Source organism: Peribacillus sp. TH27 (assembly GCF_016650915.1).
In the GTDB taxonomy this organism is placed as follows: Bacteria; Bacillota; Bacilli; order Bacillales; family DSM-1321; genus Peribacillus; species Peribacillus butanolivorans.
Genome location: NZ_JAEKEV010000002.1, coordinates 1,717,426 through 1,740,910, shown reverse-complemented (window position 1 = coordinate 1,740,910; position 23,485 = coordinate 1,717,426). Strand labels below are relative to the sequence as shown.

22 protein-coding genes and 1 pseudogene are annotated in these 23,485 nt (G+C 38.5%); 13 read left to right on the top strand and 10 right to left on the bottom strand.

Translation table 11 applies throughout. The features are described 5' to 3' along the window. The first annotated feature begins 71 nt into the window (after positions 1-71). From JFU24_RS09780 to JFU24_RS09770, 3 genes are all read left to right on the top strand, one after another. Complete coding sequence (locus JFU24_RS09780; RefSeq protein WP_201249892.1) at positions 72-1,346, top strand: MFS transporter; 1,275 nt, start codon at positions 72-74, stop codon at positions 1,344-1,346. Between the two features lie 67 nt (positions 1,347-1,413). Continuing rightward, positions 1,414-2,640 (top strand): DUF418 domain-containing protein, encoded by a 1,227-nt coding sequence (locus JFU24_RS09775; RefSeq protein ID WP_201221687.1) that lies wholly within the window; start codon positions 1,414-1,416, stop codon positions 2,638-2,640. A 106-nt stretch (positions 2,641-2,746) separates the two neighbouring features. Beyond that, positions 2,747-3,088, top strand: coding sequence for a YisL family protein (locus tag JFU24_RS09770; protein ID WP_053344957.1), 342 nt, complete (start codon positions 2,747-2,749; stop codon positions 3,086-3,088). 86 nt (positions 3,089-3,174) lie between these two features. Here the strand turns inward: JFU24_RS09770 and JFU24_RS09765 are convergent, their stop codons facing one another. Continuing rightward, complete coding sequence (locus tag JFU24_RS09765) at positions 3,175-3,741, bottom strand: DUF2777 domain-containing protein (RefSeq protein ID WP_201221685.1); 567 nt, start codon at positions 3,739-3,741, stop codon at positions 3,175-3,177. Positions 3,742-4,060: 319 nt separating this feature from the next. Here JFU24_RS09765 and asnB point away from each other — a divergent pair, with 319 nt between their 5' ends. Further along, positions 4,061-5,908, top strand: a complete 1,848-nt coding sequence (gene asnB, locus JFU24_RS09760; protein WP_201221683.1) for an asparagine synthase (glutamine-hydrolyzing) — start codon at positions 4,061-4,063, stop codon at positions 5,906-5,908. 43 nt (positions 5,909-5,951) lie between these two features. Here asnB and JFU24_RS09755 read toward each other — a convergent pair whose 3' ends face one another. Continuing rightward, positions 5,952-7,703 (bottom strand): glycoside hydrolase family 13 protein, encoded by a 1,752-nt coding sequence (locus JFU24_RS09755; RefSeq protein WP_201221681.1) that lies wholly within the window; start codon positions 7,701-7,703, stop codon positions 5,952-5,954. Positions 7,704-8,098: 395 nt separating this feature from the next. Here JFU24_RS09755 and JFU24_RS09750 point away from each other — a divergent pair, with 395 nt between their 5' ends. The 4 genes from JFU24_RS09750 to JFU24_RS09735 all read left to right on the top strand — a co-directional run bounded on the left by JFU24_RS09750 (position 8,099) and on the right by JFU24_RS09735 (position 14,142). Next, positions 8,099-9,343, top strand: coding sequence for an extracellular solute-binding protein (locus JFU24_RS09750; RefSeq protein ID WP_201249891.1), 1,245 nt, complete (start codon positions 8,099-8,101; stop codon positions 9,341-9,343). Between the two features lie 149 nt (positions 9,344-9,492). After that, complete coding sequence (locus JFU24_RS09745) at positions 9,493-11,028, top strand: alpha-amylase family glycosyl hydrolase (RefSeq protein WP_201221679.1); 1,536 nt, start codon at positions 9,493-9,495, stop codon at positions 11,026-11,028. Between the two features lie 79 nt (positions 11,029-11,107). Then, positions 11,108-12,757, top strand: coding sequence for a glycoside hydrolase family 13 protein (locus tag JFU24_RS09740; protein ID WP_201221678.1), 1,650 nt, complete (start codon positions 11,108-11,110; stop codon positions 12,755-12,757). 341 nt (positions 12,758-13,098) lie between these two features. Beyond that, positions 13,099-14,142 carry a LacI family DNA-binding transcriptional regulator gene (locus tag JFU24_RS09735; RefSeq protein WP_201221677.1) on the top strand — a complete coding sequence of 348 codons (1,044 nt, stop codon included), beginning with the start codon at positions 13,099-13,101 and terminating at the stop codon, positions 14,140-14,142. Positions 14,143-14,178: 36 nt separating this feature from the next. Here the strand turns inward: JFU24_RS09735 and JFU24_RS09730 are convergent, their stop codons facing one another. From JFU24_RS09730 to JFU24_RS09710, 5 genes are all read right to left on the bottom strand, one after another. Continuing rightward, complete coding sequence (locus JFU24_RS09730) at positions 14,179-14,967, bottom strand: MBL fold metallo-hydrolase (RefSeq protein WP_207196282.1); 789 nt, start codon at positions 14,965-14,967, stop codon at positions 14,179-14,181. Between the two features lie 119 nt (positions 14,968-15,086). Continuing rightward, positions 15,087-15,962 carry an SDR family oxidoreductase gene (locus JFU24_RS09725; RefSeq protein ID WP_201181887.1) on the bottom strand — a complete coding sequence of 292 codons (876 nt, stop codon included), beginning with the start codon at positions 15,960-15,962 and terminating at the stop codon, positions 15,087-15,089. A gap of 329 nt (positions 15,963-16,291) precedes the next feature. Further along, a complete protein-coding gene (locus JFU24_RS09720; RefSeq protein WP_053344966.1) occupies positions 16,292-16,783 on the bottom strand; it encodes a YajQ family cyclic di-GMP-binding protein in 492 nt (163 codons plus the stop codon). Positions 16,784-16,907: 124 nt separating this feature from the next. Further along, on the bottom strand, positions 16,908-17,039 hold the full coding sequence (locus JFU24_RS09715; RefSeq protein WP_201221675.1) for a DUF3941 domain-containing protein: 132 nt from the start codon (positions 17,037-17,039) through the stop codon (positions 16,908-16,910). Between the two features lie 68 nt (positions 17,040-17,107). Continuing rightward, entirely contained in the window at positions 17,108-17,974 is an 867-nt protein-coding gene (locus JFU24_RS09710; RefSeq protein WP_201181883.1) for a DegV family protein, read from the bottom strand. A 152-nt stretch (positions 17,975-18,126) separates the two neighbouring features. Between JFU24_RS09710 and JFU24_RS09705 the strand changes: the two genes are divergently transcribed. Beyond that, positions 18,127-18,969, top strand: a complete 843-nt coding sequence (locus JFU24_RS09705) for a YitT family protein (RefSeq protein ID WP_201181881.1) — start codon at positions 18,127-18,129, stop codon at positions 18,967-18,969. A gap of 139 nt (positions 18,970-19,108) precedes the next feature. Further along, positions 19,109-19,354, top strand: a pseudogene (locus JFU24_RS09700) (KGG domain-containing protein); the annotation flags it as partial. A gap of 46 nt (positions 19,355-19,400) precedes the next feature. Here the strand turns inward: JFU24_RS09700 and JFU24_RS09695 are convergent. The 3 genes from JFU24_RS09695 to JFU24_RS09685 form a co-directional block, all read right to left on the bottom strand. Beyond that, entirely contained in the window at positions 19,401-19,592 is a 192-nt protein-coding gene (locus JFU24_RS09695) for a DUF3813 domain-containing protein (RefSeq protein WP_201181877.1), read from the bottom strand. After that, the gene (locus JFU24_RS09690; protein WP_201181875.1) at positions 19,592-19,735 is read right to left on the bottom strand and encodes a hypothetical protein; all 144 of its coding nucleotides are present in this window, start codon (positions 19,733-19,735) and stop codon (positions 19,592-19,594) included. Before JFU24_RS09690 ends, JFU24_RS09695 begins: the two co-directional genes overlap by 1 nt. Before the next feature lie 103 nt (positions 19,736-19,838). Next, positions 19,839-20,690 carry a Cof-type HAD-IIB family hydrolase gene (locus JFU24_RS09685; protein ID WP_116822313.1) on the bottom strand — a complete coding sequence of 284 codons (852 nt, stop codon included), beginning with the start codon at positions 20,688-20,690 and terminating at the stop codon, positions 19,839-19,841. A gap of 217 nt (positions 20,691-20,907) precedes the next feature. Between JFU24_RS09685 and JFU24_RS09680 the strand changes: the two genes are divergently transcribed. From JFU24_RS09680 to moaA, 3 genes are all read left to right on the top strand, one after another. Next, entirely contained in the window at positions 20,908-21,696 is a 789-nt protein-coding gene (locus tag JFU24_RS09680) for a prolyl oligopeptidase family serine peptidase (protein ID WP_201221674.1), read from the top strand. Positions 21,697-21,829: 133 nt separating this feature from the next. After that, positions 21,830-22,138, top strand: coding sequence for a metal-sulfur cluster assembly factor (locus JFU24_RS09675; RefSeq protein WP_053344973.1), 309 nt, complete (start codon positions 21,830-21,832; stop codon positions 22,136-22,138). Positions 22,139-22,247: 109 nt separating this feature from the next. Further along, positions 22,248-23,261, top strand: coding sequence for a GTP 3',8-cyclase MoaA (gene moaA, locus JFU24_RS09670; protein ID WP_201181871.1), 1,014 nt, complete (start codon positions 22,248-22,250; stop codon positions 23,259-23,261). Positions 23,262-23,485 lie beyond the last annotated feature (224 nt).

Genomic DNA, 23,485 nt, shown 5'->3' with positions numbered 1-23,485 from the left:
AAAAAGCTCCTGTTGAACTATATAGTGTTAATATTATTAATATTTCAAATTATTGAGAATGTGGGTGTGGCATGAATCGTTTTCATTATAGCTGGATTATTTTAATCATTACATTCTTCTCCATTATCGTAGCGGGAATAGTTAGGTCATCATCAGGGGTATTCATCGTACCATTTGAAAATGAGTTCGGATGGGATCGTTCCGTCATTTCTTTAGCCTTTGCGATAAGTCTTTTTCTATATGGATTATCAGGTCCATTTATGGCCGCTTTAATTGAAGTGCTTGGATTAAAGAAAATGATGGTGTTTGCCATGTCAACTTTATTGGCAGGGGTTATTCTCACATTTTTCATGGAGCATGAGTGGCAACTAATTCTAATTTGGGGGATTATTATTGGATTAGGGTCCGGACTATTTTTAACGGTATTAAGTCCATATGTGGCGAATCGTTGGTTCGAGAAGAGAAGGGGTCTAGCAGTAGGGATATTAACAGCAAGTACGGCTACAGGTCAACTGGTTTTACTGCCTGTTTTAGCCATTATTATAGAGAATTATTCTTGGAGATGGGCGATTGGCTTAATTATGGTCCTTAGCTTAATCATGCTAGCAATCATCCTATTATTTATGAAAAACACCCCGAAGGAAGTAGGCATTCTTCCATATGGACTAGAAGAGGAAAGCCAAGAGGCTATTTTAGTTCAAAAGAAGAATCCCATTGTTATGGCTTTCCAGTCTTTAATTGAAGCAGTGAGAGTAAAGGAATTCTGGTTATTAGCAGGAAGCTTTTTTATATGTGGACTTTCAACGAGCGGATTGATAGGGACTCATTTCATTTCTTACTGTATTAGTTTTGGATTACCTGTTGTTACGGCTGCGTCTCTGCTTTCTTTTATGGGAATCTTTGACCTAATTGGTACGACTGTATCTGGCTGGTTATCAGATCGTTTTGATAACCGTTGGTTGTTGTTTTGGTATTACGGTCTAAGGGGGGATTCTCTCGTATTACTACCTTTTGCGCTACAAGAAGGCTCAATCATCCTACTGATTATCTTCTCTGTGTTTTACGGATTGGATTGGATAGCGACTGTACCTCCAACCATTAGTATCTCAAGACAAGTCTTTGGGATAGAGAAAAGTGGAATTGTATACGGTTGGATATTCGCGTCCCATCAGGCAGGTGCAGCAGTGGCGGCGTATGGCGGGGGACTTATATTTAAAATATTCAGCTCCTATACATGGGCATTCTTTCTTGCAGGAATCTTTTGCGTATTGGGTAGCTTGTTTGTCATACTAATAAAAAAACAAAAATCGGATTTATTGGTTAAAGATGATGCAATGAGGCTATAAAATATTCGTGTACGCTCCATTTCTTATTCTTGTACCTTTTTGCAACAAGGACTGGAGCTAAATCTGAATGAAAGAGGGTGAAACTGTGAAGGACACGATGGTTCCATTGCAGGAAAGTAAACGGATTGTCAGCATTGATATTTTACGGGGATTAGCCATTTTGGGGATCTTTTTAGTGAATATGCCTTCTTTTCATTCTCCGCTCTTGTATATAGATGGTGTTGAACGATGGACTGAAGGTTGGGACCGGATTTTGTACAGATTCAGTGATATTGTTGCGCAAGCCAGTTTCTATCCGCTATTTGCGTTTCTATTCGGTTTCGGGGCAATCATACTAGCGGTACGATGTGAGGAAAAGGGTGTTTCATTTCCTTTCCTATATATGAAAAGACTCTTTTTTCTACTAATGCTTGGGTGCATTCATGCCTTTGCCATCTGGCATGGGGACATACTTATTAATTATGCGATATTTGGATTTGCATTTTTACTTTTTTATAAGGTGCGGGGAAAGAATTTGATTTTGCTGGGCTCGTTTTTTTATGTCATCCCTTTTGCGATATTGGGCTCGCTTTTTCTTATTATAGGAGTTTTTGATAGGGAAGAGATGGAGATTACGACTGATTTGACGATGATGAAACAGTCTCTTCAAATTTATCAATCTGGTACATTTACGGAAATAATAAGTCAAAGGGCACTAGATTGGTATATGGTGAATAACCCATTTAATGCTATTATCCTCTTTTTATCCATTTTTCCGTTCTTTTTAATTGGTGCTGGCGTAGCAAAGCAAGGCTGGCTACATAATCCAGTTCGGTATAAACGACAATTGAAGGCGATATCGATCGTAAGCTTGATATTAGGATTGTCGATTAAGGTTCTGCCATATGTGACCGTATACCATTTTGGCACGATATTTGTGCAGGATTATTTTGGTGGACCGCTACTGACGATGTTTTATATCACTGGGATTACTCTGCTGGCTGAAAAAACCAGAGCTTCTCGCCTGTTCCAAGCGCTTTCGTATGTCGGTAGGATGTCGATGAGTAATTACTTATTTCAATCGATTGTTTGTACGTCCATTTTTTACTCGTATGGCCTAGGCTTATATGGCACAGTCTCTTACACAACAGGGTTCATCTTACTTCTTGGTGTGTTTTTCGTTCAAATTCTACTCAGCCTATTGTGGATGAAAATGTATAGATACGGACCGGTTGAATATGTATGGCGTTTTGTTACATATGGTAAAAAACCAATTATGAGTCGGAGAGGACTAGTGGAGAAGAAATGTAAATGATGTTCATTAAATTGTTGGTTTTAACTATTTAGGCGAAACCTTAGTTTTGTTTTTTTGTAAAAGCCTATGATATGATGAAATAGAAACTGAACGAGGGGGCAAAAAAATGACTCATATACACATTACAGCTTGGGTTATCGGAATCATTCTTTTCTTTGTCACATATTCGATGCTTAAAAGTGGAAATCCGAAAGCAAAAATGGTACATATGATAACACGTTTATTCTATCTATTGATTTTCCTTACTGGCGGAATGCTGATTACAGATTTTGGTGTTTACGCAGTGAAAATGATTGTCGGAATCATCGTTATTGCCGCGATGGAAATGGTGTTGGTCCGTACGAAAAAAGGAAAAGGCACGAGTGCAATGTGGATATTGTTCATCGTTGCATTTATTTTCGTCCTTTATTTAGGGCTCTCCCTACCACAAGGAATGGACTTTTTTTAAGACATAATGAAAACGGGTGAATGAGGATATCTCATTCGCCCGTTTTTTTTATACTCGAAACTGGTGGGAATTGTAGTTATATTTTTTTATTGTGAATTCACTTTTTCTATGATGATCCGTTTTCCTGTGTTCAGGGTGAACTCAAAGCGATCGTGATCCTTTTTACCATATGAAAAATGGTGCTGAACGAGGCAAATTTGGGCTTCATTATCAAAGGTGAAGAAGTTTACCCCGGACTGGTTAGAGAGTGCCCTTAAAAAAGTGAGCTGATTATAGCTATATATACAATCATAAATAGAAAAATCAAGTGAATTTAAGGTCGTTACAAATTGAAAAAAAGAGTCGTCGTTCAATTCTTCCAATAATCTTTCAAAAGAGTAAAGCAGTTTTTTGCGAATCCGGATGGGTTCATTTTCTCTTAAGAAGGTTATTTCTCGATGAAGGAGGATTTTCCCCTCTTCTTCTACCACTCCTTGCTGCCAACGGCCCCCCCTGTACACTTCGATGATACTGTCAATGTGGTCTTCAATAGAACAAGCCTCATCAGTTTCATCATCAAAAAAAATCCATTGTTGATTGATATTTTCCACTGTGCCTTCGGTAAAAGCTCTCGTTTGTCTGTTCATTAACTTAGCTCGTTGTTGCTGACTCATACATATACCTCCAATAGTGGAATCCTCACCTACTTTTTAGTCAAAATCCAATGAAAATATAACTGTATATTTTAAAATATTATGGACAAATAACCAACTTTCCGTCTTTGCATAGGCTATGTTTAAACAGTGGATGCTTTGCTCAACAATTCATTATCTACATGAACGTTGAGGGTAGGGGAGTCCCACGGAATCATGCTAATAAATACTTAAGATTTCTTTGCAATTGGCGCTCAAATTCAGAAATATAGGGACGGTAAATTTCTTTTTGACAGGAGCAATATTTTTTTGATAGACCGGATAGAAAGGATGAAGTGTGATGTGTGGGATTACAGGCTGGGTGCATTTTCAAAAGGATTTACGGACAGAAACAAAAACACTTGAAAATATGACAAAAACGTTGGCAAAGCGGGGCCCGGATGAGGAAAATGTTTGGAGCGAAGCCCATGTTGCTTTTGGTCATAAAAGGTTGACGGTTGTCGATGCAGAAGGCGGAAAACAGCCGATGACGAAAGAACACGAATACGGCAGATATACGCTTTGTTATAATGGAGAGCTATATAACACCGAAGACATTCGAAAACAGCTATTATTAAAAGGATATTCCTTTAAAGGTCATTCTGATACAGAAGTTTTACTAACTTCTTATATAGAATGGAAAGAAAAATGTGTCGACTTGTTTAATGGGATTTTTGCGTTTGCGATTTGGGATGAAAAAGAACAGAAATTATTCATCGGAAGAGATCGGATGGGAGTAAAGCCATTCTTTTATGCGGAAAGAGACGGTGGGCTCATTTTTGGTTCGGAATTAAAGGCAATCCTTGCCCATCCTGACGTCAAAACGGAGATCGACCGCGAAGGCTTATCTGAAGTGTTTGGCGTTGGTCCTTCCCGAAAGCCAGGATCAGGTGTATTTCATAATATCCAGGAGTTAAGACCTGCCCATGCGCTTACCTTATCAAGGAAAGGGCTCCGAATTTGGAGGTATTGGAATGTGAAAAGTGAAGAACATCGAGATACCCTCGATGAGACGGCCGAGAAGGTCCGCTTCCTTGTTAAAGATGCAGTGACGCGACAACTCGTATCTGATGTTCCACTATGTACCTTCTTGTCAGGAGGACTGGACTCAAGCGCTATTACGGCTATTGCAGCAAATGCCTATCAAAAAGAAGGTAAAGGCCCGCTTCATACGTATTCTATTGATTATGAAGATAATGAACGATATTTTAAGGCTAATGATTTTCAGCCTAACTCTGATGGGCACTGGATTAAAAAGATGTCGGATACCTTTAATACGGTGCACCATTCATCGATAATTACTCAAGAACAGCTAACAGATTATCTAACCGAAGCGGTTCATGTCCGTGACCTCCCCGGCATGGCGGATGTCGATTCTTCTTTGCTTTGGTTTTGTAAGGAAATTAAGCAGGATTTTGTCGTGGGTCTATCTGGAGAGTGCGCGGATGAAATCTTCGGAGGTTATCCATGGTTTCATCGTGAAGACGATTTGAGTCGTGCTGGGTTTCCATGGATGAGATCGACTGGAGAGCGGGTATCTTTATTGAAAGCGGGATGGCGTGAGAAATTAAAGTTGGAAGAATATGCGCAAGAAGCCTATTTAACAACTGTTGCTGAAACACCTAGATTGGAAGGAGAAAGTGGTGAAGCGGCAAAGCGCAGGGAGCTTTTCTACGTGAATTTATTATGGTTTATGACGACACTTCTTGATCGGAAGGATCGAATGAGTATGGGAGCCAGCCTGGAGGTTCGCGTGCCGTTTGCCGATCATCGCCTTGTGGAATATGCATGGAACATTCCTTGGGAAATGAAAATGGCTGGAAACCGTGAAAAGGGGATACTGCGAAAAGCATTGGAAGGATTGTTACCGGATGAGGTTTTGTACCGTAAAAAAAGTCCATACCCTAAAACCCATAACCCGATATATACGGACCGTGTTCAAGGGTGGCTGAAAGACTTACTAACGGACAAAAGTTCGGTCCTGCATGAGTTTTTCGATAAACAGAAGCTAACCGATATTGTAGATTCTAAAGGTACTGCCTTTAAGGTACCATGGTTCGGGCAATTGATGTCTGGCCCTCAGTTACTAGCCCATTTGGCGCAAACTCATGTGTGGTTCAAGGAATATGATATTCAGATTATTGAATGAAAAAACGGGGCTGGATGATATTCTTTGCCCCGTTTCTCTTTTCTCAATGATTAAATGCAAGAATTTTATATTGATAGCCATCTATTTCAAATTGACTATCCTTCGTTGTTTCTTTTGTCCTTAAATCTGTAAGTGAACGGCCTTCTAAATCAAAAGGAAGCGTAAATGATTGCTGGACATCCGTCGGATTAATTAGTATCACGACAGAACGAGCATCGTTGTACTTTTGGTAGGCAACTATATTTTCGTTTCCGGTTGTATCAAGGAATTTAAACTTTCCATCATTTGCAAGCAATCGTTCCTCTTTTCTTAACAAAATTAAAGCTTTAATTTCATTAAGAAGCTCGCTATTCTGTTTTTCTTCTTCCCAAACCATACATTTTCGGCAACCTGGATCTTGGCCTCCGGTTAAGCCAATTTCATCTCCATAATATATACAGGGACTGCCATTGAATGTCAGCAAGATAGCGTGGATGAGCTTAGCTCGAGCTACGTCTTCCCCACAATCCGTGAAAATCCTAGGTGTATCATGGCTACCGAGAAGATTGAACATCACGTCAAAAACATTGGTGGGATAACTTTGATAGACAGCTGTCATTTCCTCAATAAACTGGCGCGCATGGATGGTTTGCGAAGCGACCAGGCGGAAAACATGGTTAGTAAATGGGTAATTCATGACGGCATCAAACTGATCGCCGCGTAGCCACGGCATGGAGTCGTGCCAAATTTCACCGAGAATATAAAGATCAGGTTTGATATCTTTCACCGTTTTTCGGAATTCGCGCCAGAATGGTTGATCTACTTCATTGGCCACATCAAGTCTCCAGCCGTCTATATTGAATTCCTCAATCCAATAAGTTGAGACTTCGAGCAGATATTTTTTTACATCCGGATTCGCAGTATTCAATTTTGGCATCGATTCAAAAAAACCGAATGTTTCATAATTAGGTCTTTCCCCTCCTTTTAGAGGAAAGCCGTGAGGATGAAACCAATCCTTATATTCTGAGTTCTCGCCTTTTTCAAGGAGATCCTGGAAAGGAGGAAAGTAGTATCCACTATGGTTAAAAACGGCATCCAGCATGACACGGATATTCCTTTTATGGCATTCCTCGATTAGTGTTTTCAAAGTCTCCTTTGTTCCGAATTGCGGATCAATTTCCCGATAATCAATCGTATCGTATTTATGGTTAGAGTATGCTAGGAAGATCGGCGTAAAATAGATTCCGTTAATGCCAAGCGCCTCTAAATAATCAAGGTGTTCAATGATTCCTTCGAAGTCTCCACCAAAAAAATTATCTACGGTCGGGTCTTCACTACCCCAAGGTTTTGCACCTTCAGGATCGTTGTTAGGGTTTCCGTTCGCAAAGCGTTCAGGGAATATTTGATACCAAATAGTATCTTTGACCCATTCTGGTGCCCCAAATACTTCATTTTGATGAAGATAGGGGATGGCGAAATAGCTCCCGGGGTCATTCGGAGGTTCATTAAAGAATCCCTTTTCCGTGTAAATGACCTCTTCATCTCCAGAGAGAACTTTAAATCCATACCGAATCCTTCTGTAGGGAGGCTTCACATAAATATGCCAATAATCATAATGGTTATCGCTGCCGGAGAGGCTCATTGCTTTTTCTTCATGCTGCCATTGTCCTTTATCCGAAATATATGGGTCTCCAAAAATAAGTCCGGCGTATGAGATATCCTGTTTTTTTGTACGAAGTCGGATATGAAGAGTTTCAGCGTTGGTGGTATAAGCGTAATTGTCATTAGCTCTATGATGGATGGATGAACGTTCCATAGAAAACCACTCCAATTCTTAAAAGAGTATTTGAGGAAATTAATATTGAAAACAGGGAATTTTAGGCTGTTATGAGGTTTTCTATATGTAGTTAAAATTAGCCATTTTTAAGTAGTATTAAATGCTATTTTTCCAATATGGTTATATACCCAATTAATAGAAAAAAGCACCTATTAATTAAAAAATAACAAAAAGTACTCATCACTACAAGAAAATAAATAGATAAAGGAAAATGTTGTAAAAATCGAAGCCTTTCATATAATGATAACAGAAGGATTTGGTGCCGCTTTCATTATTAAAAAACTTTATTCGATTAGATGGGCTGCAAACTGAAGTGTAAACAATCTGGTGCTTTTGGACATGATAGAATAAACATTTTAAAAAGGAGAATGAAAGTGAAGAAGTTGATTTTTCATTTATTCATGTCCATGTTCTTGATTGTTATTGGAAGTGCTTGTGAATCCAGTTCAGAATTGGAAAGTAAAATAGTAAAAGAAAATAAAAAAATCGAAAAAGAAGACACGAATGAAGCGAAACCAGAAAAATTGATCGTTTGGGAGGAAAAAGGTAAAGCAAATGGTCTAAAGCCAGCGATTGAAGCATTTGAAAAGAAATACGGAATCAAGGTTGAGTATGAAGAGATAGAAATGGCTAATGAGATGTATGACCAACTTCGTCGCAATGGGCCAATCGGGAAAGCTCCAGATGTAGTGACTTTTTCGCATGAAAAGGTCGGGCGGATTGTGAAAGAAGGCCTGATTCAGGAACTGAAGGTGAATGAAGACGTACTAAATACCTTTATTGAATCCTCAATCCGAGCCGAAATGTATCAAGGAAAGGTTTTTGGACTTCCAAAGTCCGCTGTAACCTCTGTTTTAATTTACAACAAAAAATTAATGGCTAACGTTCCTGAAACGATGGATGATTTATATAAAAAGGCGAAGGAATTGAGAAAAGGAAAAGTATATGGTTTCTATGCTGAATGGAATGACTTATATGATGCGTATGGAATAATGGCCGGGATGGGCGGTTATGTATTTAAAGAAAAAGATGGGAATCTAGATCCTACGAACATCGGATTAAATAATAAAAGTGCTGTAAAGGGTGCTAAGTATATTCAAAAATGGTATAAAGCAGATGTGATGCCAAAAGGGGACGAAGCAGCGATAGAGAAGTTGTTTATAGAAGGGAAATTGGCTTCCTTCATGAGTAAAGGTAGTACACTTTCTGAGAGGAAGAATACAGGGGTGGCGCCATTGCCTGTATTGCCAAATGGCCAGCCGATGAAAACGTTCATGGATATCAATGGCTGGCATGTAACAGCCTTCACAAAATATCCTTACTGGTCTACAAAGTTAGTAGAATTTTTGACAAAAGATAAATATGCAATGCTCCGCTATGAAAAAACAGGAGAAATACCTCCTGTAAAATCTATCATGAACAATGAAGCAATCAATGAAAATGAAAGAGCACAAGCCTTAAGCATACAATTACAATATGCTGAACCTGTGCCGAATATACCGGAAATGAATGAAGTATGGAAGCCGATGAAATCTGCCATGAAAGAGATAGCTTCTGGAAAATCAAAGCCGAAAAGGACTTTAGATGAAGCAGTAAAGAGGATAAAAAAAGAATATTAATTGCGAATTACTTTTTCCAATTCGACAACGTTCATTTGAATCTCCATTTTGTCCCTTTAGTGTAAAGAATTTTATAATTTGGATTTGACGTTATGGGGGCAAAAGGCTAATCTTAAAGGCGTAAAGAGATAGCTAGGAGGAGAGCGGATATGAGAAAAAGAGTGTTATCACTCGCTTTAATTCCGTTGCTTCTTTTTTACGCCATTCCAGTAGGAGCAGCTGAAAAAGAACAACGAACATGGAAGGACGAAATCGTATATTCATTAATGATTGACCGATTTTTCGATGGTAATACACAAAATAATGGAGATGCGGATGTAAATAATCCTTCTGCTTTTAATGGTGGAGATTTTGAAGGTATTACAAAGAAACTAAATTATTTAAAAGATATGGGATATACCGCTATCATCCTATCGCCGATTTTCGCTAATGAAGAAAATGGCTATCATGGGGATTGGGTTAACGATTTTTATAAAACAGATGAGCACTACGGTACGATTAAAGAATTTAAAAAACTTGTGAATGAGGCTCATAACCGTGATATGAAAGTAATTATTGACTTTCAGGCCAATAATGTGGGACCTAATCATTCTTGGTTAACTGATCCTAATAAACAAGACTGGTTCCATGAAGAAAAAGAGATTTCTAATGACAGTAATCAGGAAGATTTGGAAACAGCCTGGATCGATGGCCTTCCGGATTTGAATCAGGATAACAAGGAAACGCGAGATTATTTGCTTGATGCTGCCAAATGGTGGATTACGGAAACGGATATTGATGGGTACCGTCTGAATAAAGTCCAATACGTAGCAAAGGATTTCTGGAAGGATTTTGTCGAAACAGTCAAGTCTGAAAAATCAAATTTCTATACAATTGGCGATGTTCAAGGTGATGCCGACTTGATTTCCAGCTATAAGAAAACGGGTATCGATGCTTTTATGGCTTATCCGCAAAATGTTGAGTTAAAGGAGACATTTGCTGCGCCCGATAAAGATTTGAATCCGGTGTTTGATGCATTTATGAAAAGTGAAGATGTAAGCGAGAGCAAAGGTTCGCAGGCATTGTTTATGGATACTCAGAACATGCCTCGTTTTACAAAGGCTGCAGCCGATCATAATGAAAACCCCGGTACACGGTGGAAAATGGCGTTATCATATCTTTATACGATGCCAGGAGTACCAATCGTATTTTATGGATCGGAAATTGCCTTAAACGGCGATAAGGCCCCTGATAATCATAAATTAATGGATTTCAAGACGGAACAGGAATTAGTGGATTATATAACGAAGCTTTCTGAACTTAGAGACATGTATCCTGCTTTGACAAAAGGGGATATGGAGCTTTTATATGAAAAGGGAGGAACATCGGTATTCAAGCGCGTCTATGGTGATGAAACAATAGTTGTCGCCATGAATAATACGACTGAAACTCAATCGATAATCCTCACTGATAAGGAACTTGAAAAGAATAAAGAGTTGAGAGGTATGCTGAATGGGGATCTGGTCCGTAGTAAGGACAACAGCTACTCAATCGTAATCGACAGGGAGACGACAGAAGTCTACACTCTATCACCTAAGTCGATTATAAATATTCCTTACCTGTTTGTTATAGGATTGGTTCTTGTTATATTTGGTATATTTATTGCTTTGGTTATTAAACGTTCAAAACGAAACCAGCCAAAATAATCATATACCTCTCGATTTTTGGTAGCTGCAAAACATTGTCCCCTTGGCTTTGTGGAAAACAGAATCGGGAGGTTACAGCATGAATAAGACCTGGTGGAAAGAAGCGGTTTGTTATCAAGTCTATCCCCGTAGCTTTATGGATAGTAATGGTGATGGAGTGGGAGATTTAAGGGGGTTAATTTCAAAGCTGGATTATCTGCAGGAACTTGGAATCGATGTTATTTGGATTTGTCCATTTTATAAGTCACCCAATGCAGATAACGGCTATGATATTAGTGATTATCAGGCAGTTTCTGAAGAGTTTGGTTCGATTGAAGACATTGAACTTCTGTTGAAAGAGGTTCACCAACGTGGCATGAGAGTGATACTTGATCTTGTTTTGAACCATACAAGTGACGAACATCCATGGTTCGTTGAGTCGCGTTCCTCCCGAGATAATCCGAAACGAGATTGGTATGTTTGGAGAGATGGCCAAGATGGCCGGGAACCGAATAATTGGGAAAGTATTTTTTCCGGAAGTGCTTGGAAATTCGATGAATTGACCAATCAATTCTATTTACACCTATTTGCAGAAAAGCAGCCAGACTTAAACTGGAAAAACAAAGATGTAAGGCAGGCTCTGTATAAAATGGTTAATTGGTGGCTCGATAAAGGCATTGATGGCTTTCGAATAGATGCTATCACACATATTCATAAGCGTGAAGGCCTACCGGATATGCCTAATCCGTATTGGCATCAGTATGTACCTGCCTTTGAAATGCATACCAATCAGGAAGGGATTCTGGATTATCTACAGGAATTAAAAGATGAGACTTTTTCTAAGTATGATATCATGACGGTCGGTGAGGCCAATGGTGTCAGGATTGAGCAAGCTGAAGATTGGGTCGGAGAAGTGAATGGAAAGTTCAATATGATTTTTCAATTCGAGCACCTTGGACTTTGGAATCGTGGACAGAATCAGAATGTTGACGTTAATGGTCTAAAACGTACCATGACTAAATGGCAAAAAGGGCTGCAAAACAAAGGATGGAATGCTTTATTTTTTGAAAATCATGACCAACCTAGAAGTGTATCGACATGGGGAAATGATCATCAATATTGGTTGGAAAGTGCGAAAATGATTGGGGCCCTATACTTTTTCATGCAGGGGACTCCGTTTATTTATCAAGGTCAGGAAATAGGTATGACGAATGTCCAATTTGATTCGATAGATGATTATGATGATGTCGGAATGAAAAATTTTTACCGGATTGAGACCTCCAAAGGTCGTTCACATGATGAAATCATGCACATCATATGGCATAGCGGCCGTGATAATTCTCGAACACCAATGCAATGGAACGATAAGAAAAATGGTGGGTTTACGGATGGCACACCGTGGATGAAGGTCAACTCCAATTATCGGGCAATTAACGTAGAACAGCAGAAGAATAATCCATCTTCTATTTATCATTTTTACAAAAAGATGATCGAACTTCGAAAAAAACACCAGGTTTTTGTTTACGGAGAATATGAATTATTATGGGAAGATCATCCTGAACTTTATATTTATACAAGGAATATGAATGGTGATTCAGCTAAGGTTGTATGCAACTTTAGCACAAATTATCATCAAATTGACCTGTCTCATTGGGGGAAAATGGAACTTTTACTAGCGAATTATGATGATTGTCCGGAAGAAACAATGGTTAATTTGCGACCATATGAAACAAGGATTTATCGTTATTAACCTGTAATACCTTTCTGGATTATAAATGGAAATAAGCTTTAAATCCAGTATTGTTAGTCGTCTGACTTCTGTCCTCGCCCAAAGACACATGCTGTTTTTTAGGAGCTGATCTTAAATCAGCTTCTTTTTGATTTTTAAAAGAGAAGTAAAAAACAAAAAAAGTAAGTATTTTCTGAAAATTGTTGAAAACAGTTAAAAAAGTATGGATATAACTATTGAAGTGAGTGTATTATAGATACATACAAATGTATAATTATAAAATAAATTAGAAAAGTGTTTATTGGTTTTCACCTTTTTTTGAATGAAGTCAATAAAGGCTAAAGAGGGGAGAGGGGAAACGCATGGCCGTCACGATAAAAGATGTGGCACAACTGGCGAATGTTGCTCCTTCAACAGTTTCTCGAGTGATTGCTAATAATCCTCGGATAAGTGAAAAAACAAAGGTACGAGTTCGTAAGGCAATGGAAAAGTTAGGATATCATCCAAACTTCATTGCTCGTAGTCTTGCTAATCAATCAACTAGGATCATTGGATTGGTGTTACCAAGTTCGTCAAACGTTTTTTATCAAAATCCATTTTTCCCGGCTATCCTCCAGGGTCTTAGTGAAGGGGCTCAGGAAGAGCATTACTCTCTGTTACTAAGCACGGGGAAAACAGAGGAGGAAGTCTACGAAGGAGTCGTGAATATGGTTCAAGGGGGAATGGTGGATGGAATTATCCTTATGTATTCAAGGATGAATGATCACATTCTAACCTATTTACAAGCAAGGGCTTTTCCGTTTGTTGTCATTGGGAAACCCTATGATTTTATTGAGGAGATAACGTATGTTGATAACGATAATGTCTTGGCTGCCGAACAGGCAACTGACTATCTCATTCAATTAGGCCATGAAAGGATTGGATTCATTGGAGGAGATGTAACTTTTGTGATGACCCTCGATCGATTATTAGGATATGAACGTGCATTGAAAAGGGCTGGTATCGTTCCAATAAGGGAATATACTATACATGAGGACTTTTTACATGAAGGTGGACTAGCAGCAGCGAAAAGATTACTATCGATTGACGAGCCACCAACCGCTCTTGTCGTCAGTGATGATCTTATGGCACTAGGAGTCGTACATTCTCTTCGAGCGATGGGAGTACGGACTCCTGAGGAAATGTCAATTGTCAGCTTTAATAATGTTCTTTTCTCTGAGCTATCACTACCTGCCCTAACTTCTATAGATATTAACATTTTCGATTTAGGACATCAGGCCGCTAAAAGCATCATTCAAAAATTACAGAATGGTGATACTCCGGCAGGGTCCATTATTCCCCATCATTTTGTGGAAAGACATTCTTGCAGACCAATAAAGCAAGAAGCGATGGCTATGACTTATTAAACAAAAAGAGTATTGTGTAAAAGCAATGCTCTTTTATTAAAATTGTACACTGAAGCTTTTGAATGTATGGACACCGGTTCCGTGTTTGGCTAGTTTGTTCTCTTTAAGGTACTGAACGGCTTCCAGGACTTCATCAAAAATCTTTGGTTCGAGACCGAGTTGGTTATGTCCTCCATAGATTTTGGAAACTCCTTTGATCTTAGCAATTTTTTTCAATGAATTAACAAGGTCTACTGGGTTTGTTGAGGGATAAAAGGCGTAAATTGGAGTCTCGGCATAAAGTAAATCACCGGTAAATAAATATCCTGTTTTATAATCTAAAATTGAGATGTGTCCCGGGGAATGCCCCGGTGTGTGAAATATACCTAAGATCCGGTTTCCTATATCAATAGTATCCCCATCTGAAAGGAGCTTATCAGGATTCCCTTGGTATGGCTTGTATGTAAAAGGATCAAATAATTCTGGGACGGGTATGGTGATATCGCGAGACATATCTTTTCTAATTTGTTTCAACGACAATCCTTTAATTCCGTTAATCAGCCAGTCGGCATCATCATTATGAACATAAATAGTATCAAAATCACCGTGACTCCCAATATGATCTGCATGCACATGTGTCGTCAGGACGATAATAGGAAGATCTGTTAACTGGTCTGTTATCCGTTTAATCGTATCTATGCCTAACCCAGTATCAATTAACGCAGCCTGGTTCTCTCCCAACAGTAAAAAGGAATGTACCTTCTCCCAATGACCATATTCACTGATCGCAAACGTTTTCGAGTCTAATTCTTGAACGGTAAACCATGGATCCACAATGTACGTCAAAGAAAATCACTCCTCACTTAGACTTAGATTTCTATATGTTCAGTCAAAATCCTTCGTAAATAATGAAAAAAAACAGTGGATTTCATTTACGAAAACCACTGCTTTTGAAGTTTATTTCATTATCCGTTTACAACGGAACCACCGTTAACATGAATAACTTGTCCGCTGACATAGGATGAATCATCGCTTGCCAGATATACATAGGCAGGTGCTAATTCTTCTGGCTGGCCAGCGCGGCCCATAGGTGTATTTTGACCGAATTTGGCAACATCTTCTTCCCCGAATGAGGCAGGAATAAGTGGTGTCCAGATTGGACCTGGAGCAACACCATTAACTCTGATTCCATCTTTTGAAATAGAATTCGAAAGTGCTCTTGTGAATGCTAAAATTGCGCCTTTAGTTGATGAGTAATCGATTAATTTTGGATTACCTTGATAGGCTGTGATAGAGGTTGTATTAATGATGCTGCTTCCTTTTTTGAGATGTTTCAACGCAGCTTTTGTTAAGTGGAACATCGAGAAGATATTAGTTCGGAACGTTTTTTCTAATTGTTCAGCTGAAATATCAAGGATGCTTGTCTGAACGTGTTGTTCACCTGCGTTGTTGACTAGAATATCCAAACCGCCGAACTCATCGACAGTTTTTTTGACGACATCCTGACAAAAGGCTTCATCGCCAATATCTCCGGAAATGAGTAAACATTTCTGTCCCTCTTTTTCGACCAATTCTTTTGTTGTTTTAGCATCCTGATGTTCATCTAAGTATGCAATTGCAACATTAGCTCCTTCTTTTGCGTAATAGATAGCGACGGATTTACCTATTCCGCTATCTCCGCCAGTTATGATTGCGGTTTTCCCTTTTAATTTGCCGCTTCCTTTATATTCAGGTTTAACCGACTTGGGGTTCGGATTCATTTTTGTTTCCACACCAGGCTGATGCTGTTGATGTTGCGGTGGAAATCCTTGTTTATTTTGGTTTTGATTTTGACTAGTCATTAAAACCCCTCCTGTTTAATTATCTACACTATTCCTATTCCTTGCTTTTGGAATATGAAAACACGGTAAAAATAACCAATAAAATAAATCTGGAGTAAAATCCCCATTACTTTAACTTAAAACAATAGATTAAATCATTTTTTAATAAGACCTGTAGAAAGCCTAGAAGAAGGGCATAATGTCTAAGTAAAAAGTATATGAGATTCTTCGGATATAAGGGAACATGAATAGCATTTCCATATTCCATTATGGTGATTCATTCGGAAAAAGGACTGAGAGCGTCCTAGAACATAAAAAGAGACCCACCCATAGTGGGTGAGCCTCTAATATTAGCGGTAATTTAAAAATTGTACGTCAATGGATAGGTCAGCGCCTCGGATAGCAGAGATAATACCTTGTAGATCATCCCTATTTTTTCCAGTTACACGGATTTGGTCATCTTGTATTTGACTTTTCACTTTAAGTCCGCTGTTTTTAATGATGGTATTGATTTTTTTCGCTTGTTCCTTATCGATGCCTTGAATGAGTTTAGCCCGTTGGCGAACAGTACCACCAGAAGCGCCTTCTAATTTTCCGTAATCCAGGTTCTTAATAGGTACGTCACGTTTAATGAGCTTACTAATTAGAACATCCTTTAATTGATCGAGTTTATACTCATCGTCAGATACTAAAACTAAGTCTTCTTTATCAATGGTAATGCTACTTAAGCTTCCTTTAAAATCATAACGGGTCTGAATTTCTTTCATAGCCATAGTAACTGCATTTGTTACTTCTGAAAAGTCTACTTTGGATACAATATCAAATGAATTTTCCTTTGCCATCACTTACCTCCAGCAGGGTTTATTTCCTTTATTATAGAGAAAGTAGGATAGGAAGACAACCATATAGGCTGTATATGTATATATCGACAACTACATATAAAAAAGCAGGGGACAGCCCCCCGCCTCATTTATGGTCTGTTTTCTTCGAATAAGAGTGCTTACCTGCTTCGAGGTTTTCCTGATAAGAGATATTTCTTTCAGTATTTATAGCTTGGTTATCTTTTGGTTTTTTATTGTTATCAGTTGTTTTTGACATAATAAAACTCCCTTTCATAATCATGATCAATATATATTGTTCACAATTATGAAAGAGAGTATGTATGTTTATGATTTCGCAGGGGTATCGTTTAAGAAGAAGAGAGCAATTGTTCCAGGACCGGCATGAGCACCAATTACGGAACCAATTGAATGAATCATGAACTCAGTTGTCCCAAATTCATGTTGTATGGCGTCCTTCCACTCCAATGCGGTTTCTGCATCGTCACCATGACTGATAGCGATCGTTTGGGTTGTCAAATTTTTGCCTCGTTCATGCATTAATTCGATAACTCGTTTAATTAATTTCTTTTTACCGCGTATCTTTTCGAGTGGAACCAGCTTTCCTTCTTCAACATGCAATAACGGTTTAATGTTTAATAATCCGCCAACAAGGGCAGATGTTTTGGATATACGTCCGCCACGAGCTAAGTATTCAAGATTATCTACTGTGAATAGATGCTCCATATGATGAGTGCGGAATTCGATGTCAGCTAAAATCTCTTCTTTAGAGGCGCCGCTTGCTGCTAGTTCGGCTGCCCTTTTTACGATTAACCCGACTCCCATTGAAGCACATTTCGTATTGACGATTTCAATGTCCAGGTCAGGGTATTCATCTTTTACCTGATTATGAATCATTACAGCTGTTTGATAAGTTCCTGATAACTCAGAGGAAAATGCAATATAGATACCTTGTCTTTTCTCCTTAGCAAACTGTGTGAAAAGTTCTATAAAGTATTCCGGAGAAGCTTGCGATGTTTTTGGAGCTTTTCCGTCAATCATCGCTTGATAGACTTCATGAGAATTAATGGTAAGTAGGTCTTCATAATTCTCCCCATCAAGATGAACTTGTAAAGGGATTAATGATACATTGTTTTCCTTATAGAAAGACAATGGCAAATCACATGCACTATCTGCAAGAATTGTGATAGCCATAATACACCTGCTTTCTTTTTACAATTTTTAGTAAATGGGTTTTACTCTTTTTAGTGTAGCACGTAACGGCAAAATTTCAATCTCTTCATAAATAGAATAAATAATTAAGGGTAAAAAGATAATAGAATTAGGGTGAAATGGAGGTTTTTAGGATGTATAGAAGTGAAATAAGGAAAATTCTCATAGTAATAGTTGGTGCATTATTGAATGCCATCGCGATGAACTTTTTTTTAATCCCGGCTAACGTATATGCGAGCGGCTTTACTGGGGTGGCACAGCTCCTATCAAGGATTATAGGATCTTTTGCACCTTTTAATATATCGACCGGGATTCTATTGCTTTTATTAAATATCCCAGTAACCATCCTTGCTTGGAGAAAAGTTGGAAAGTCCTTTACCTTTTATAGCTTTCTCAGTGTTATCTTAATGTCTCTTTTCATGGAAATCATTCCAATTACCCGCTGGTCACCGGACATATTATTGAACGCGGTGTTTGGCGGAGTTATAGCTGCAGTAGGAGTTGGGATTACCTTGAAATTCGGGGCATCAACAGGCGGGATGGATATTATCGCGATGCTTCTTTCACGGAAGAAAGATAAGCCTGTAGGTACTTATTTATTTCTGTTAAATGGCGTGATTATTGTAACGGCAGGCGCTGTTTATGGACCGGAAAAAGCATTATATACACTTGTTACGCTTTACACATCAACCCGTGTGGTGGACGCGATACATACACGTCATGAAAAGCTTACAGCTATGATTATTACAAAGAAAAGCGAAGAACTTAAACAGGCAATTCATGCTAAGTTAGTTCGCGGTATTACAAGGGTACCGGCAAAAGGAGCATTTACAAACGAAAGTAAGGAAATGCTTTTGATAGTCATTACAAGGTATGAACTGTATGATCTGGAACGGATCATTAAAGAAGTTGATCCACATGCTTTTACCAATATCATCGAAACTTCTGGAATTGTTGGTACTTTCCGAAGGGAATAAGAATATTAACAAAAAGTTAAGGCCATTACACTTCTATGACAAATAGAATTATTGCGGTGTTTTACGTTTATTGCCAGTACAAATCGGCTAATTTTAATAATGTAGCGCCAATATTAAATCTTAATGAGGAGTGATAATAATGGCTAACAACGAAAAAATGAGTAGAGAAGAAGCAGGACGTAAAGGCGGCGAAGCCACCTCGAAAAATCACGATAGAGATTTTTACCAGGAGATTGGACAAAAAGGCGGCGAAGCTACATCGGACAACCATGATAAAGAATTTTATCAAGAGATTGGACAAAAGGGAGGAGAGGCCACTTCCGATTCTCATGGAAAAGATTTTTATAAAGAAATCGGTGAAAAAGGTGGAAAAGCACGAAACAACTACTAATAAAATAAGTAAAAGCCTCCAGAATCCTGGAGGCTTTTACTTATTTTGGGTGGTTTTCCAGTTCCTCTTGAAGTTCGCGTAATTGCTCTTTTTCAGCATCATTCGTATTGGCAAAAGCCGATGAAAGAGCATTTTTAGCGATTTCCTCAGTTTTTTGCTGGTCACCATCATGCTCAGAGTGGAGAGCTTCTTCAACAAATTCTCTAGCTTTCTGGAATAATTTGTTTCCCATTAGAAGCCACCATAGCTTTGTTCTGACATAATTCTCAATCTGTCTTTTTCAGCTTCTGCAAACGTAGTGTGATAAGGGATTCTTTCGGCATGCTTGGCAACACTTTCTTTGCCTTGCTGTACAAATCGTCTGCTTTTACCCATGCTTATCTCCTCCGATTCTGAGCGTTTGACAACATAACAGGAAGCTGTTGTCCCTATTAGTTTGGCTTCAAAAAGAGATTTTATAAAGGTAAAAAATGGCGGATTAGGATTTGGATTTTAAGTTGAATTTTTCCTCAAGAAATACTGCTATGCCATCTTCTTCATTCGTCAAAGTCATCGTATTTGCGACCGTTTTTACAGGGGAAATAGCATTTCCCATTGCGACACCAGTTCCAGCGTAATCAAGCATTTCCAAGTCATTATCTTCATCACCGAAAGCGATAATTCTATCTTTTGGGATGTCTAGATAGTTGGAAACACGTTGCAGACCAACCGCTTTACTTAATCCGCTCTTAATAATTTCGATGATATGAAATGGTTCTGCCCAGCGGCGATGATCAACTAATTCGGCATGAACATCAGATAAATGCTGGCGGATCTGGCCGACATGCTGACTATCTGTATGAATGAGCATCGATGTGGGTGAATCCTCAAGGAAATTACGTAAGTCACCCGTCTTCATTATCGGATTTCCTACATTGAACATGTCCATCAATTTTTCATCATGATAATGGACATATACATCATCACGAACTTCAGCAATTATGTTGTGATATTCAAATTGATCACAAGCTTCTACAATATCTTTCGCAACACTTATATCCAGTGGTGAATGGTATACCCCCCAGCTTGTCTGTAATGGGTGATGCACGAAAGCACCATTGAAATTAACGATTGGTGTAGTCAATCCCAATTCACGGTAATAAAGTTCACTTGAGCGAAACGGACGCCCGGTAGCGATCATAACTTCGTGCCCATTTTCTTTTAGTTTTAGTAGTGTTTGTTTAGTCCTAGGAGAAATTGTTTTATTATCAGTAAGTAAAGTACCATCAAGATCCAATACGATTAAATGTTTCTCATTCATGTACACACCTTCTGTTCTTTTTGATTTCATTATATGCAAATATTGTTAAGACTATTTTAAAGTAATTGTAAATCTTTTTCATTCTTTATGCATTCCTGTATGATATTACTATATGAAGGATTATAATATTTAAAGCATAGTACATGACTAGGAATCAGCAAAGGGACAACGAAAGATTTGTTGAGAAAGCTTCTGAAGCTTCTTTAATGAAAAAACCGACAGTATTTAAATATTCGGAGGGATTATCTTGATAATAATTGAAAAAGAAAAGATTGGACATATTCCTGTTTTACACTTAAGTGAGCAGTCGGCTTTCAATCAAGAACTGCCGCTTATTATTTTTATACATGGTTTTCAAAGTGCAAAAGAACACAATCTTCATTATGCTTATTTAATGGCTGAAAAGGGTTTTCGTGTGCTTCTTCCTGATGTAATTTATCATGGGGAGAGGGAAGTTGGATATAGTGATTCGCAATTGATGCCCCGTTTTTGGGAAATGGTATTACAGACCATCAAGGATTTAGCTTTGATTAAGGATGATTTATTAGCCAGAAAATTAATTGACTCTAAAAAAATTGGTGTAGCGGGTACCTCAATGGGAGGTATTGTGACCAACGGAGCTCTGGCGGCCTATGATTGGATTACAGTTGGAGTTAGCTTAATGGGGAATCCATCCTATGTAGCGTATGCGGAGCTTCAAATAGAGGAGATTAAGAAAAGGAAAGTGAATTTCCCAATCACGGATGAGGAAGTAAATAAAGTGATTGAACAGCTCAAACCATTTGACTTAAGCCTCAATCAAGACAAGCTTTCAAACAGACCGCTTCTGTTTTGGCATGGTGCTAAAGATCCTGTTGTACCATATCAACATGCATATCGCTTTTATGAAGGAGTAAAAGCGGGTTATAATGAAGCACATGAAAAAATTGATTTTATCCTCGATCAGAAGGCTGGGCATAAGGTAAGTAGAGAAGGTGTGCTTCGGACTGCGGAATGGTTCGAGAAACATTTACGACCAGCTGTGCAAAAAGCTTAAGCTCACATGCTAAATCTGGTATGATTCTATTAAGGACATTGTGTAAAGTCTGAATCGGACATTTATTGCCGCAACCGACTATAAACCGATTATTACAAATCGGGGAGTATTATTCATAAAAGGAGTGATTGAAGTGGATCAAGATACAAAAGACATTATTTTTGGAGCTTTAGAGCAGGTCATTGACCCGGAGCTTGGAATAGATATCGTGAATTTAGGCTTGGTGTATGATGTGGATATGGATGATGCAGGACTAACGACAGTAACGATGACATTGACTGCCATGGGCTGTCCGCTAGCTGGAACGATTGTCGATCAAGTGAAACTAGTGCTGGAAGATATTCCAGAAGTTAAAGAAACAGACGTGAAGATTGTGTGGAGTCCGCCATGGTCTAGGGATCGCATGTCCAGATATGCCAAAATCGCGTTAGGAATTAAATAATTAATAGGTAATAGAATATTAAGCCAGTCCAAAAAACAGTGAACCATTGTTATGGAGCTACTTTTTATTGGTCTGGCTTTTTCTAATACGTCCGGTTAGGGGTGGGAAATTGAACCGTCATATAAAGGATTCATTAGACAGGCCGTTAAGGGATTTAAGAATTTCTGTCATTGATCGTTGCAACTTCCGCTGTCAGTATTGTATGCCGGCTGAAATTTTCCATGAAAATTTTCAGTTCCTTCCTAAAAGTGAGCTTTTATCTTATGAAGAAATCGTAAGGATTTCTAAAATATTTGCAAGCTTAGGGGTTAAAAAACTAAGATTGACAGGCGGGGAACCGTTGCTGCGAAAAAATCTTTCTACGCTCATTTCCGAACTTGTTTCAATTGAAGGAATAGAAGATATTGGATTGACTACGAATGGTGTGTTTTTGAAAAAACACGCGGCAGATTTAAAGGTAGCTGGATTACAGCGGGTAAATATCAGTTTAGACTGCCTCGATGATGAGCTTTTTAAGCAGATGAACGGAAGAAATATCGGGACAAAGCCGGTTATGGAGGGAATAGCTGCTGCAAAAGAAGCAGGGCTTGGTGTTAAGGTAAATATGGTTGTTAAAAAAGAAACCAATGAATCTCAAATCCTGCCGATGGCCCGTTTTTGCAAAGAAGAGGGTATTCAATTACGTTATATAGAATTCATGGATGTTGGGCATACAAATGGCTGGCAGTTGAAAAACGTCATAACGAAAAAAGAATTGCTCGAGATGCTGCAGGCTGAATTCGAGCTGGAACCGGTGGAAGAAGATTATTTTGGAGAAGTCGCGAAGCGCTTCCGCTATAAGGGGACGACTACCGAAGTAGGTTTCATAACATCCGTCTCTGAGTCTTTTTGTTCAAGCTGCACCCGTGCTCGTCTTTCTGCTAATGGCAGTTTATATACATGCCTATTTAATGGAAAAGGACATGACTTGAAGTCATTGCTTCGTTCAGAGATGTCAGATGAAGAATTGACTGACTTTATCATTTCACTTTGGAACCATAGAGACGACCGCTATTCAGATGAGCGGGCTGCCGGAACGAGAAAGAAACAGGAAAAAATAGAAATGTCATTTATTGGCGGCTAACTTTCAATGAGCTCAGAAGAACAATGATTTATTTAACTATGTGAAATTATTGTGATTGAAGAGTCTCTAGATAAGAAAATACGGGATGGCAACTATGCCATCCCGTATTTTCTTATGTATAGTTGGTAAGGCCATGAATGTCTGTCCTGATTTGGATTAATTTATCTCAAATGTATTTTTATACTAAATTTATACATTTTTATAATGCTATATCATAATAACTA